This is a genomic window from Streptomyces sp. NRRL S-1022 (assembly GCF_000720135.1).
In the GTDB taxonomy this organism is placed as follows: Bacteria; Actinomycetota; Actinomycetes; order Streptomycetales; family Streptomycetaceae; genus Streptomyces.
The window spans coordinates 97667-110769 of record NZ_JOIU01000030.1 but is presented as its reverse complement, the minus strand read 5'-3'; the positions used below and the strand labels follow the sequence as shown (position 1 = coordinate 110769).

Genomic DNA, 13103 nt, shown 5'->3' with positions numbered 1-13103 from the left:
CCGCGCCCGTCCCGGAGGGAGGCCGCAATGCGCCGCACGGCAAGCCTGGTCCTGCTCGCCTGCGCCGTGTGCTGCGCGGCGCTGTCCCCGCTGCTGCGCTGGTACGCCTTCCCGCGCCTGGCCCGGATCCCCGCCGGGCAGTACCAGGAGATGGTCCTGGAGGCCCGGAACGCCACCCTCCTCGACTACGGCACCATGCGCGCCGAGAAGGTCCCGAAGATCACCATCGTGCAGACCCTCAAGGGCGACGTGGCGGCCGCGAAGAAGATCGGGAAGACGGCCGGACGGCCCGTCGTCGTCTGGGACGGCCTGTCCTACGTCCAGGGCCCCGACGGCAGGATGGTCTCCAAGGTGCCCGAACGCTACATCTTCGACGCCCACACCCAGGACCCCGTCCACGCCACCGGCGAGATGGTCGACGGCGACCCGGTCACCCGCGAGGGCATCGAGTTCAAGTGGCCCTTCCTGACCCGGAAACGGGACTACGAGTACTTCGACGCCCAGACCCGCACCACCAGCCCCATCCACTACGAGGGCACCCGCACCTTCCGCGGCCTGACCGTCTACTACTTCGAGCAGACCATCCCCTGGACCAGGGTTCCGATGCCGAGGACCATGCCCGTGCAGGGCATCACCCCCGAGTTGGTCGCCAGGACCGGCACCACCCGCTGGTACTCCACGGTCCGCAGGTTCTGGGTCGAACCGGTCACCGGGGCCCCCGTCTACGGTGAGGAGATCCACCGGGAGGAACTGCGCGGCGGCACCCTGCTCGGCGGCCGCGCCAAGGTCACCGCGTTCGCCGGGCACGTGAAGATGCGCGAGGACTACATCGCCCACACGGTCGCCCTGGTCAAGCACAACCGGATCCTCGTCCTCGCCCTCACCTCGTACGTCCCCTGGGGCTCCCTCGGCCTCGGCCTGCTGCTCCTCGCCCTCTCCCTCTGGCTGGAGGCCCGCGCCCGCCACCCCCGGGGACCCGCTCCCGCGCGGACGGAGGAGCCCGCACCGGTCAGCGCCTGAGCCGCGCGTTGGTGTGCCGCGTGGGCTCCGCCGCCGCCGGGTCCTCCGGCCACGGGTGCTTCGGGTACCGGCCGCGCAGCTCCGCCCGCACCGCCCGGTACCCGTCCCGCCAGAACGAGGCGAGATCGGCCGTGACGGCGGCGGGCCGCCCGGCCGGCGAGAGCAGATGCACGAGCAGCGGCACGCCCGCGACGGCCGGCGTCTGCCGCAGCCCGAACATCTCCTGCAGCTTGACGGCCAGCACCGGCCGCTCCGGATCCCGGTAGTCGATCCGGACCCTGGACCCGCTCGGCACGGTGATCCGCTCCGGCGCCAGCTCGTCCAGCCGGCCCGCCTCCCCGCCCGCCCAGGGCAGCAGCCGCGCGAGCGCCTGCCCGGCGTCGATCCGGCCCAGATCGGCCCGCCGCCGGGCCCGGCCCAGCTCCGGCTCCAGCCACTCGTCCACGCGCGCGTGCAGCGCCGCGTCCGACACGTCCGGCCAGGGCTCCCCGAGGTGAGCACGCAGGAACGCCAGCCGCTGCCGCAGCACCTCCGCCTCCGGCGACCAGTGCAGCAGGGCGAGCCCCTCCTGCCGGAGCCCGTCGAGCAGGGCGGCCCGCACGAGGGCGGGGCCCGGATCCTTCAGGGGCCGTACGGCCAGCTCGATCGCCCCGAGCCGCTCGACGTGCCGGGCCACCACGTCCCCGTCGGCCCAGTGCACCTCGTCCCGCTCGGCGAACAGCGCCCCGGCGGCGACGCGCGCCACGTCCTCCTGCACGGCCGCGCCGAGCCGCACCCGCGCGTGCCCCTGCCCCGTGGGCCGGTCGGCGACGGCCACGACGACCCACGGAGCACCGCGCAGCGCCGACCCCCCGGCCGGCTCCGCGCGCGTCCCGGACGCCATGAGGTACGACCCCCCGTCGAGCCTGGCGACCCGCTCGGGAAAAGCGAGGGCCGCGACGAGCCCGGCGAGCCTGTCGTCGCCGGTGTCCGGTCCGACCCGTAGGGCCTCTTCCCGCCGACCCGCACCGGCGGGCGGCCGCGAGGACTCCTCCGAGACGCCCCGCAGCCGCCGCACCTCCGCGGCCCACCGCGCGGCGTAGGCGTCACCCCCGCGCCGGGCCCGACGCAACGCACCGGCAAGATCGTCCCCGTAGTCCCGGGGCACTTCCTCGGACAGCAGAGCGACGACCTCGGCCCCTCGGCCGCCCGTGTCCAGCAACGCCCGCCCCAGCCGGGGATGCACCCCCAGCCGGGCCAACCGCGCCCCGAACTCCGTGGCCCGCCCGGCGGGGTCCACCGCTCCCACCGCCGCCAGCACGTCCCGTGCCGCCGCCATCGCCCCGCCCGGCGGCGGATCCAGCAACGCCAGCCCGGAGGCGTCCGGATCGCCCCAGCAGGCCGTCTGGAGGGCGAACGCGGTCAGATCGGCCACGTTGATCTCCGGCGCCGGAAAGGCCGGCAGACGGCCGTCCTCGGCCTCCGCCCAGCACCGGTACACCGCCCCCGGCGCCTCACGCCCGGCCCGCCCCGCCCGCTGCCGCCCGGCCGCCCGCGACGCCCGCACGGTCGTCAGCCCGCTCAGCCCGCGCGCATGGTCCACCCGCGGCTCCCGCGCCAGCCCCGAGTCGACCACCACCCGCACCCCGGGTACGGTCAGCGACGACTCGGCCACGGACGTCGCCAGCACCACCCGGCGCCGCGCCCCGGGCGCCAGCACCGCGTCCTGCACCGCGGCCGGCGCCCGCCCGTGCACCTGGAGCACCTCGACGTCGCCGAGGTCCCCGAGCAGAGCCGCCACGCGCGCGATCTCGCCCACGCCGGGCAGGAAGCACAGCACGTCCCCGGCCCGCTCGGCCAGCGCCCGCCGCACCACCGACGCCACGTGGGCCAGGAGCGCCGGATCCACCCGCATGCCGTGCGGCGGCGGCAGCGGACGCGCCGGGGGAGCCCACACGACCTCCACCGGATGCGCCACACCCGCCGCCTCGACCACCCGGGCCCCGCCGAGCAGCCGCGCCCAGCCCTCGGCGTCCGTGGTCGCCGACGCGGCTACCAGGCGCAGCTCCGGCCGCAGCGCCTGCCGCACGTCCCACAGGAACGCGGCCACCGTGTCGGCGTCCAGATGCCGCTCGTGGCACTCGTCGAGGACGACGGCGTCCACCCCGGCCAGCTCCTGGTCGCGCTGGAGCCGCTGCAGCAGGACACCGGTCGTCACGACCTCCACGCGCGTGTGCCGCCCCACCGTGCGCTCGCCGCGCACCGTGAAGCCGACGCTCTGCCCGGGCCGCTCGCCCAGCAGCCACGCCATGCGCCGGGCCGCCGCCCGCGCCGCGATCCGCCGCGGCTCGGCCACCACGACCCGCCGCGCGGGACCACCGCCGACCAGCCCTGCCAGCACCAGCGGCACCAGCGTCGTCTTGCCGGTGCCGGGCGGTGCCACGAGCACGGCGGTGCCGCCACCCTCCAGGGCGTCGGCCAGGGCGGGCAGGGCGGAGCGCACGGGCAGCGCGTCGAGAGCGTCGTAACGGATCACGCCCCCAGTGTCGTACGGCCTGGAAATCAGCCCGCCCGCGAATCAGCCCGCACGCGCGCGTGCACGTACGCGGGGGGTGAGGGGGGATACGGCGGCTCAGCCCCGGTCCGAACCCCCGGCCGGAGGCGCCTCCGGCCCGCTCCGCTCGCACACGAAGATCGCCGTGCCCGGGATCAGGTTTCCGCGCAGCGGCGACCAGCCGCCCCACTCGGCGGTGTTCCAGGCCGGCCACTCCGGCTCCACCAGGTCCACCAGCCGGAAACCGGAGGCCACGACGTCCCGCACTCGGTCGCCGAGCGTCCTGTGGTGCTCCACGTACACCGCGCGGCCCTGCTCGTCCTGCTCCACATAGGGCGTGCGGTCGAAGTACGACGAGGACACCGTCAGGCCCTCCGGGCCCGGCTCGTCCGCGAACGCCCAGCGGATCGGGTGCGTCACCGAGAACACGAACCGGCCGCCCGGCCGCAGCACCCGGCGCACCTCGCGCAGCACCAGCCGCGGATCGGCCACGAACGGCAGCGCACCGTACGCGGAGCACGCCAGGTCGAAGGACCCGTCCGCGAAGGGCAGCGCGCTGGCGTCGGCGCACACCAGCGGAAACGATCCGCCGATCCGCAGCGCGTGCTGCAACTGGCGGTGCGAGAGGTCCAGGGCCACCGGACGCGCGCCCTGGGCGGCCAGCCAGCGCGCGCACTGCGCCGCGCCCGCGCCGATCTCCAGGACCTCCTTGCCCTTCAGCTCCCCGGGCGGGCCCAGCAGCTCGGCCTCCACCTCGTCCAGCCCCTCCGGGCCCCACACGAAGCGGTCGTCGCCGAGGAAGGTGCCGTGCTCGGTCTGGTACTCGTCGGCGTTGCGGTCCCACCAGCCCCGGTTGGCTCGCGCGCTCTCCGTGACATCGGCGTCACGCCGGGTGGCCTCCGGCTCGAAACCCTCGGATCCCTCCGGGTCGTACGTTTCCGGCTCTTGGATGATCGGCTCCCTCGTCGTACTCTTCCGTCCAACCCGCGGGGGACCCGTACGAGGGGATCTCATGGGCCCGCGTGGCCTGTCGGGATGATTCTTCTGCCGGGAATGCGGCGATCCGCCCCCGGTGTGCGCCTTCGCGCATTGACCATGTCCGGCCGCCCCCGTATGCTACAAGTTGCGCTGCGGGCCTGCGCTCCTCAGACGTAGCAGGCTGCGCTCGCATCTGTTGTATGTCCCCTCGGTTGTCGAGGCGCCATCACCAGTTCCTGGTGGGGCGCTTCCTTGGCTGTCCGGCTTCTGCAGAGCGAAACGGGCTCCCGGCGTAAGCAGTACCTACGACTTCAATGTCCGTACCGGAGCCCTTTCCCACATGACGAGCAGCACCGAGACCACCGCCACCACCCCGCAGGTAGCGGTCAACGACATCGGTAACGAGGAAGCCTTCCTCGCCGCGATCGACGAGACGATCAAGTACTTCAACGACGGCGACATCGTCGACGGCGTCATCGTGAAGGTCGACCGGGACGAGGTCCTGCTCGACATCGGTTACAAGACCGAAGGCGTGATCCCGAGCCGCGAGCTCTCGATCAAGCACGACGTCGACCCCAACGAGGTCGTCGCCGTCGGTGACGAGATCGAGGCCCTGGTCCTCCAGAAGGAGGACAAGGAAGGCCGCCTGATCCTCTCGAAGAAGCGCGCCCAGTACGAGCGTGCCTGGGGCACCATCGAGAAGATCAAGGAAGAGGACGGGATCGTCACCGGTACCGTCATCGAGGTCGTCAAGGGTGGTCTCATCCTCGACATCGGCCTCCGTGGCTTCCTCCCGGCCTCGCTGGTCGAGATGCGCCGCGTCCGCGACCTCCAGCCCTACGTGGGCAAGGAGCTCGAGGCCAAGATCATCGAGCTGGACAAGAACCGCAACAACGTGGTCCTGTCCCGCCGTGCCTGGCTGGAGCAGACCCAGTCCGAGGTCCGCCAGACGTTCCTCACGACCCTCCAGAAGGGTCAGGTCCGCTCCGGTGTGGTCTCCTCGATCGTCAACTTCGGTGCCTTCGTGGACCTGGGTGGCGTCGACGGTCTGGTCCACGTCTCCGAGCTGTCCTGGAAGCACATCGACCACCCCTCCGAGGTCGTCGAGGTCGGCCAGGAGGTCACGGTCGAGGTCCTCGACGTCGACATGGACCGCGAGCGCGTCTCCCTGTCGCTGAAGGCGACCCAGGAAGACCCGTGGCAGCAGTTCGCCCGCACCCACCAGATCGGCCAGGTCGTGCCCGGCAAGGTCACGAAGCTGGTGCCGTTCGGTGCGTTCGTCCGCGTGGACGAGGGCATCGAGGGTCTGGTCCACATCTCCGAGCTGGCCGAGCGCCACGTGGAGATCCCGGAGCAGGTCGTCCAGGTCAACGACGAGATCTTCGTCAAGGTCATCGACATCGACCTCGAGCGTCGCCGCATCAGCCTCTCGCTGAAGCAGGCCAACGAGTCCTTCGGTGCCGACCCGGCCTCGGTCGAGTTCGACCCGACCCTGTACGGCATGGCCGCGTCCTACGACGACCAGGGCAACTACATCTACCCCGAGGGCTTCGACCCCGAGACCAACGACTGGCTCGAGGGCTACGAGAAGCAGCGCGAGGAGTGGGAGCGCCAGTACGCCGAGGCGCAGTCCCGCTTCGAGCAGCACCAGCAGCAGGTCATCAAGTCCCGCGAGGCCGACGCCGCTGCCGAGGCCGAGGGCGGCGAGGCTGCGGCTCCGGCCGCGACCGGCGGCTCGTACTCCTCCGAGGGCGCCGACACCTCCGGTGCGCTGGCCTCGGACGAGGCGCTTGCCGCGCTGCGCGAGAAGCTGGCCGGCGGCCAGAGCTGACCGCAGCAGCTGAGGCTTAGCCGATAGCCGGCTGAGGGGTCGTACCTTCCGGGGTACGGCCCCTCAGGCGTTCCCGGCCGGTGAAGCCGTGGCCCCCGCCGCCGTGCCGGAAGGAACGTGACACGCCGCAGGGCAATCGTCGCTCAGCGGCGTGTCGCGGGAATTCCGCTGTTCCAGGGCACGTTGTCCATGAGGAACACGAGGAGGAGCGGTCACAGTGCTTGATCCGCAGGGTTTGTACGCATGGGAGCCGAAGGGCCTCGCCGTGGTCGACATGGCGCTCGCCCAGGAGTCGGCCGGCCTTGTCATGCTCTACCACTTCGACGGATACATCGACGCGGGCGAGACCGGCGACCAGATCGTCGACCGGCTGCTCGACTCACTGCCCCACCAGGTCGTGGCCCGGTTCGACCACGACCGGCTCGTGGACTACCGGGCCCGGCGGCCCCTGCTGACCTTCAAGCGGGACCGCTGGACCGGATACGAGGTCCCGGCCATCGAGGTCCGCCTGGTCCAGGACGCCACCGGCGCCCCGTTCCTGCTGCTGTCCGGTCCCGAACCGGACGTGGAGTGGGAGCGGTTCGCGGCCGCCGTGCGCCAGATAGTGGAACGGCTCGGCGTGCGCCTGTCCGTGAACTTCCACGGCATCCCCATGGGCGTCCCGCACACCCGCCCGGTGGGCCTGACCCCGCACGGCAACCGCAGCGAGCTGGTCCCCGGTCACCGCAGCCCCTTCGAGGAGGCCCAGGTGCCCGGCAGCGCCGAGTCGCTCGTCGAGTACCGCCTCATGGAGGCCGGGCACGACGTCCTGGGCCTCGCCGCACACGTCCCGCACTACATCGCCCGTTCCGCGTACCCGGACGCGGCCCTGACCGTCCTGGAGGCCGTCACGGCCGCCACCGGCCTGGTCCTGCCGGGCGTCGCCCACGCCCTGCGGACGGACGCGCACCGCACGCAGACCGAGATCGACCGGCAGATCCAGGAGGGCGACGAGGAACTGACCTCGCTCGTCCAGGGCCTTGAGCACCAGTACGACGCCGCGGCCGGCGCCGAGACGCGGGGCAACATGCTCGCCGAACCCGTGGAGATCCCCTCGGCCGACGAGATCGGGCGCGAATTCGAGCGCTTCCTGGCGGAACGCGAGGGCGACAACTGACCCGCGCCCTGCGCGGCTCCGCCGCGCGGGCGCGGCCGGCCCCACCGGCCCCCACCTGCCGGACGGCCCACGCAGCGGAGCGTCTAGGCTTCCGCTCATGCTGACAGTGGGCCTGACCGGCGGAATCGGCGCCGGCAAGAGCGAGGTGTCGCGGCTGTTCGTGCAGCACGGGGCGGTGCTGATCGACGCGGACCGCATCGCGCGCGAGGTCGTGGCGCCCGGCACGCCCGGGCTCGCGGCCGTGGTCGACGCCTTCGGCGCGGACATCCTGGCCGCCGACGGCAGCCTGGACCGGCCCCGGCTCGGCTCGGTCGTCTTCGCCGACCCCGAGAAGCTCGCCGTCCTGAACGCGATCGTGCACCCCCTGGTTGGCGCCCGCTCCCGCGAGCTGGAGAGTGCCGCGGCCCCGGACGCCGTGGTGGTCCACGACGTGCCCCTGCTCACGGAGAACGGCCTCGCACCTCTCTACGACGTCGTGGTCGTCGTCGACGCGACCCCCGGGACCCAGCTCGACCGGCTCGTCCGGCTGCGCGGGATGACCGAGGAGGACGCACGCGCGCGCATGGCCGCGCAGGCGACCCGCGAACAGCGCCGGGAGATCGCGGACATCGTGATCGACAACGACGTACCCCTGGACGCCCTGGAGAAGCGCGTCGCCGAGGTGTGGGACGACCTCGCCCGCCGGGCCCGGGAGCGCGGCACGGGCGCGGAGGGCGCGGAATAGCGGTCCGGACCGGCGCGTTGAAACGCTGGAGTGAGGGAAGGACTCTGTCGTGCCCGAGACCAGCGGTTCCACCGGACGTACGCCGGAAACGCATGTCATCGACTTCCGTGCCGCCGAGCATCTGCTCAACGCGCGGGACCCCCGGGGCGCGGTGAAGCTGCTCGACGGAGTCATCGCCGCGCACCCCGAGAACACCGCCGCCCGGCTGCTCCGCGCACGTGCCTTCTTCGCCGCGGCACAACTGCGGCCCGCCGAACTGGAATTCACCATCGTGCTGGAGCGCGAGCCGGACAACGCGTTCGCGCACTTCGCCCTGGCCCGCACCTATGAGCGCCAGGGCCGTCCCGACCAGGCCAAGCGCCACTTCCGGCTGGCCGCGGCGCTCGATCCCAACCCGGAGTACCTGAGGGCGGCACGCTTCGACGACTGACCCGCCCGTTGATCCGGTCCGGCCGTCGCGGCCGGTCACGGACGCCGGTGCCCCCGTCGGCCGGGATACGGCGGTTGGCCGTCCGGCGGCTGGTACGGCGGGATGTCACGGCCCGGCTGGTAGTGCGGGCCCTGCCGGATGTGCCGCAGAATCATGGTCATGTCGAGGGTGACCAGCAGCAACAGCACCCCGCAGGCAACCGCCCAGCCCGGCCGTCCGACCAGTGCGAACGCCGCCGTACCGAAGGCCGCCCAGACCAGCCCCCACACGCTCAGCCAGAACCGCGCCCGCAGTGCACTGCGCGCAGTCACCGGTTCACTGCCCGTACGCATCGGATCACCACTCCTGCCTGCAACGTACTCCGCGCCGGCGACCAGCATCAACAGCCATGCCCGCCGCCTCCCGCCTCGCCCGCCGTACGTCCGTGGAGCGGGCGCGAGCAGGCCCGAGCGGGCCCGGGCGGCTTCGGGCGGGCCCGCGAGGACCATCCCCGGGCGGCCGGTCACCAGTGATATGTCGAGCGGGGATGGTTCCCGTCCCGGGCGGAATAGCTCGAAGGAGTGAACCGGGGGAGGGAGGGAACGGGCGTGCGGTCGCGGCCCGTTGTCCGGGCATGAGGATCGAGATGCGTGAGGGCTACGAGGGCACGGGACCCGGTGCGATCACCCCGGACGGCTGCGCGGTCGAGCTGTACGCACGGCTGCCGGTGGGCGACGAGCCGGACATCGTCGCCGCCGCGGCGCCGGCCGGGGCACACATCCTGGAACTGGGCAGCGGGGTGGGCCGGGTGACCCACCCCCTGCTGGAACGCGGCTTCAGGGTCACGGCGGTGGACGAGTCCGCCGACATGCTGGCCCGGATCCAAGGGGCGCGCACGATACGCAGCTCCATCGAAGACCTCGACCTGGGCGAGACGTTCGACGTGGTGATGCTCGCGTCGTTCCTGGTGCACGCCGGTGACGAGGAGGTGCGCAGGGGCCTGCTGCGCACCTGCGTCCGGCATGTCGCGGAGGGCGGCTGTGTGCTCCTCCAGCGGGAGGGCGCGGACTACCACACGAACGTGCCCAGAGAGCGGGTCGACCCGAGCGGTTTCACCGTGCGGATCGCCTCGGTGGAGCCGGCCGGGGACGGGGTGCATTCGGTCCACGCGGAGTACGTGTTCCCGGACGCGGTCTGGACCCAGACATTCCTGTCCAGACCGCTGACGGAGGAGCAGTTCGAGTCGGCGCTGGCGGAAGCGGGACTGGAGGTGGACTCCTGTCTGACACCCGACGGGATGTGGGTGAGGGCAGTACCCACGGGGTGAGACGGTCCCGGCCGTGCGATGAGTTCCCGGCTCCGCACCGGTCTACCCCGGTGAAAGCATCCGGCATCGCTGCACCAGGAGACTCCATGTCCGAGACCACCGTCACCGCCGGCTCCCCGACGACGTCCACGGCCCCCGCGGTTCCGCGCGCCGGCCGGGCACGTGCAGCTCGGATCGCCCTGCGCACGGTGCAGGTCCTGCTCGCCCTGTTCTACGGCCTCGCGAGCGCCCTGCCCAAGCTCATCGCGCACCCGACCGCCGTCGAGTCCTTCGACCGGATCGGCTGGGGCAGCGGGGCCATGTACACCATCGGCGCGCTCGAACTCGCCGGAGGTATCGCCCTGCTGGTACCGGTGCTGCAATCCGTGGCGGCGATAGCCCTGAGCGCGCTGATGGTGGGGGCGTTCATCGTCCAGCTCACCGCGTTCGACGGCCAGAACGCCGCGACCCCGCTGATCCTGATCGTCCCCCTCACCCTGATCGCCTGGGCCCGCCGGAGCCACAACACCGACCTGGTGCGTCTGTTGCGCCGACGGTGACACCGCCTCCCACGGACCTCCGGAGCGGCCCGCCCCGGCTCACTGCCCGCGGGACCGCCCGCCGGACCCGCCGCGTCCGGCGGAGGGGCCGGGATGGGCGAAACCGGGGACGCGCGGGGAGCTGACGGGGGTGCCGGAGGCGGCGAGCCCGCGGAGACGTTCGATCTCGCGCCGGTCCCGCTTGGTGGGGCGGCCGGCTCCGCGGTCGCGCAGGCCGGCGGGAGCGACGGCCTCGCGGGGCGGGGGCGGAGGGGAGTTGTCGATGTAGCACTGGACGGCCACGGGAGCGCCGACCCGCTTGCGGATCAGGCGCTTGACGATCACGACCCGTTCCCGGCCCTCGTTCCGCAGCCGCACCTCGTCGCCGACGCGTAGGGAGTAGGCGGGCTTCACCCGCTCGCCGTTCACGTGCACATGTCCGCCCCGGCAGGCGGCGGCGCCGAGGGAGCGGGTCTTGATCAGGCGGACGGCCCAGATCCAGCTGTCGATACGGACGGTCTCGCCGTTGCCGGGCCCGGCGGCCTCGGCGGCGGCCACCGCGGCAGCGATCTTGGGATCGAGCGGCTGATCGGAGGCGGTGGGGGAGGGGGTGGGGGCGGCGCTCACCCCGCCCGGCGCGTCCGTTCCCTCGCCGGTCCCACGGTCCACGTTCTCGTCCGCATCCTCGGAAGCCATGCCCCGACCTTAACTCGCGGGGCCCAGGTCACAGGAAGCCTTTTCCGGGGAGCCGGCACGGGGCAGGCGGGGCGCCCGGCATCCCTGGCATCACACTGGCCCGCCTGCGTGAGTAGCCGGGGTGTGGACCGGCCGGTCCCGGCGCCCGGGCAGGGAGCCCGGCATGGCCCTGCGCCCCAGGCCCTGCCATAAGCGGCAGGTCTGCGGGCATACGGTGGCGGTATGGACGACAGCAGTGCGCTCGCCCGGCTCGACCGGCGCGTCGCCGACTGCCGGGCCTGCCCCCGGCTGGTCGACTGGCGTGAGGAGGTGGCCCGCACGAAACGGGCCGCGTTCGCCGACTGGACGTACTGGGGGCGGCCGGTGCCCGGTTTCGGACCGGCCGACGCCCGGCTCCTGATCATCGGGCTGGCCCCGGCCGCGCACGGCGGCAACCGCACCGGCCGCATGTTCACCGGCGACCGTTCGGGAGACGTGCTGTACCAGGCGCTGTACGACGTGGGGCTGGCCTCGCAGCCCACCTCCGTCCACGCCGACGACGGACTGGAGCTGTACGGCGTGCGGGTCACGGCGCCCGTGCACTGCGCCCCGCCCGCCAACAAGCCGACCCCGGGTGAGCGGGACACCTGCCGGCCCTGGCTGGTCCAGGAGCTGACGCTGCTCCGGCCGACGGTGCGGGCCGCGGTCGTCCTCGGTGCCTTCGGCTGGCAGGCGGCGCTGCCCGCGTTCGCTGCGGCGGGCTGGACCGTGCCCCGCCCCCGCCCGGCGTTCGCGCACGGCGCCCGGGTCGCGCTCGACGGCCTGGACGTCTTCGGCTGCTTCCACGTCAGCCAGCGCAACACCTTCACCGGCCGGCTCACCGCAGGCATGCTCCGCGAGGTGCTGCGCACGGCGGCGGACGCGGCCGGGCTGCCGTAGAGCCGGCGCCGCAGCCGCGCCGGTCGTGGGCATCCCCGGGGCCGTCGCCCGCCTGGCCGTCTCCTGGGCGGTGCTACGGCGCCCCCACCACCCGGCCCCGGTCCGGCGGAATTCGAGGAGCGGACGCCGGCGTGGCTGCGCCAGGGTGGACGCATGCCTTCCTCCTCCGACGCCGGCTTCCTCGCCACCACGGCCGACCGGCTGGCCGCCCTCCCCGCCGTCCGGGCCGTGGCCCTCGGCGGCTCCCGCGCCGAGGGCACCCACGGCCCGGACAGCGACTGGGACCTGGCCGTCTACTACCGCGGCCCCTTCGACCCGGACGACCTGCGTGCCCTCGGCTGGCCCGGCGAGGTCTCCGACATCGGCGGCTGGGGCGGCGGTGTCTTCAACGGCGGGGCCTGGCTGACGATCGACGGGCGCCGGGTCGACGTGCACTACCGGGACCTGGACGCCGTCGAGCACGAGCTGGCGGAGGCGGAGCAGGGCCGCTTCCGTGTGGAGCCGCTGCTGTTCCACCTGGCCGGGATCCCCAGCTACCTGGTCGTCGCCGAACTGGCGCTCAACCGGGTGCTGCGCGGCGACCTCCCGCGCCCCGTCGGCTACCCGCCGGCACTGCGCCGCACCGCCTTCGACCGCTGGTCCGGCACCGCCCACGCCACCCTCTCGTATGCAGAGGCGAACCACGCCCCGCACGGCCGCCTCACCGAGACCGCCGGAGCCATCGCCACGGCCGCCGCCCAGGCCGCCCACGCCGTGCTCGCGGCCCGCGGCGAGTGGGTGACCAACGAGAAACGACTGCTGGAGCGGGCCGGGCTGCGGGACGTCGACCCGGTGGTGGGCGCCCTGCGCCCCGAGCCCGCGGCCCTCGCCGCCGCCGTCACCGCCGCCGGGAGGATCATCGCCGGGGCGGTGCGCGGATCGGCGGCGGTGCGCGGATCCGGGGGCTTGCGCGAATCCGCGGCACGGCGCGGGTCCGGGTGATTGCGTTCATAA

At 73.4% G+C, this 13103-nt stretch carries 13 protein-coding genes; 9 read left to right on the top strand and 4 right to left on the bottom strand.

The features are described from left to right. Window positions 1-27: 27 nt before the first annotated feature. The gene (locus IG05_RS0134655) at window positions 28-1020 is read left to right on the top strand and encodes a DUF3068 domain-containing protein (protein WP_030348046.1); all 993 of its coding nucleotides are present in this window, start codon (window positions 28-30) and stop codon (window positions 1018-1020) included. Here IG05_RS0134655 and hrpB read toward each other — a convergent pair. Beyond that, complete coding sequence (gene hrpB / locus IG05_RS0134650) at window positions 1010-3535, bottom strand: ATP-dependent helicase HrpB (protein WP_030348045.1); 2526 nt, start codon at window positions 3533-3535, stop codon at window positions 1010-1012. The two genes, IG05_RS0134655 and hrpB, sit on opposite strands and share 11 nt — an antisense overlap. 96 nt (window positions 3536-3631) lie before the next feature. Beyond that, entirely contained in the window at window positions 3632-4567 is a 936-nt protein-coding gene (locus IG05_RS0134645; RefSeq protein WP_199808429.1) for a class I SAM-dependent methyltransferase, read from the bottom strand. Between the two features lie 304 nt (window positions 4568-4871). Here IG05_RS0134645 and rpsA point away from each other — a divergent pair, with 304 nt between their 5' ends. The 4 genes from rpsA (at window position 4872) to IG05_RS0134625 (ending at window position 8672) form a co-directional block, all read left to right on the top strand. Then, window positions 4872-6362, top strand: a complete 1491-nt coding sequence (rpsA, locus tag IG05_RS0134640; protein ID WP_030348043.1) for a 30S ribosomal protein S1 — start codon at window positions 4872-4874, stop codon at window positions 6360-6362. A 217-nt stretch (window positions 6363-6579) separates the two neighbouring features. Next, window positions 6580-7518 carry a PAC2 family protein gene (locus IG05_RS0134635; protein WP_030348042.1) on the top strand — a complete coding sequence of 313 codons (939 nt, stop codon included), beginning with the start codon at window positions 6580-6582 and terminating at the stop codon, window positions 7516-7518. 97 nt (window positions 7519-7615) lie between these two features. Further along, entirely contained in the window at window positions 7616-8242 is a 627-nt protein-coding gene (gene coaE / locus IG05_RS0134630) for a dephospho-CoA kinase (RefSeq protein ID WP_030348041.1), read from the top strand. A gap of 49 nt (window positions 8243-8291) precedes the next feature. Next, entirely contained in the window at window positions 8292-8672 is a 381-nt protein-coding gene (locus tag IG05_RS0134625) for a tetratricopeptide repeat protein (RefSeq protein ID WP_030348040.1), read from the top strand. 35 nt (window positions 8673-8707) lie between these two features. On the opposite strand, the gene IG05_RS0134620 is transcribed toward IG05_RS0134625, so the two are convergent. Beyond that, complete coding sequence (locus IG05_RS0134620) at window positions 8708-9004, bottom strand: DUF6343 family protein (protein ID WP_030348039.1); 297 nt, start codon at window positions 9002-9004, stop codon at window positions 8708-8710. A 281-nt stretch (window positions 9005-9285) separates the two neighbouring features. Between IG05_RS0134620 and IG05_RS0134615 the strand changes: the two genes are divergently transcribed. After that, on the top strand, window positions 9286-9978 hold the full coding sequence (locus IG05_RS0134615; RefSeq protein ID WP_234336142.1) for a class I SAM-dependent methyltransferase: 693 nt from the start codon (window positions 9286-9288) through the stop codon (window positions 9976-9978). Window positions 9979-10064: 86 nt separating this feature from the next. Then, a complete protein-coding gene (locus IG05_RS0134610; protein ID WP_030348037.1) occupies window positions 10065-10517 on the top strand; it encodes a DoxX family protein in 453 nt (150 codons plus the stop codon). A gap of 39 nt (window positions 10518-10556) precedes the next feature. Here IG05_RS0134610 and IG05_RS0134605 read toward each other — a convergent pair whose 3' ends face one another. Next, a complete protein-coding gene (locus tag IG05_RS0134605; RefSeq protein WP_030348036.1) occupies window positions 10557-11192 on the bottom strand; it encodes an RNA-binding S4 domain-containing protein in 636 nt (211 codons plus the stop codon). A 222-nt stretch (window positions 11193-11414) separates the two neighbouring features. Between IG05_RS0134605 and IG05_RS0134600 the strand changes: the two genes are divergently transcribed. Continuing rightward, window positions 11415-12110 (top strand): uracil-DNA glycosylase, encoded by a 696-nt coding sequence (locus IG05_RS0134600; RefSeq protein ID WP_030348035.1) that lies wholly within the window; start codon window positions 11415-11417, stop codon window positions 12108-12110. 153 nt (window positions 12111-12263) lie between these two features. Next, window positions 12264-13091, top strand: a complete 828-nt coding sequence (locus tag IG05_RS0134595; protein ID WP_051790549.1) for a nucleotidyltransferase domain-containing protein — start codon at window positions 12264-12266, stop codon at window positions 13089-13091. Window positions 13092-13103 lie beyond the last annotated feature (12 nt).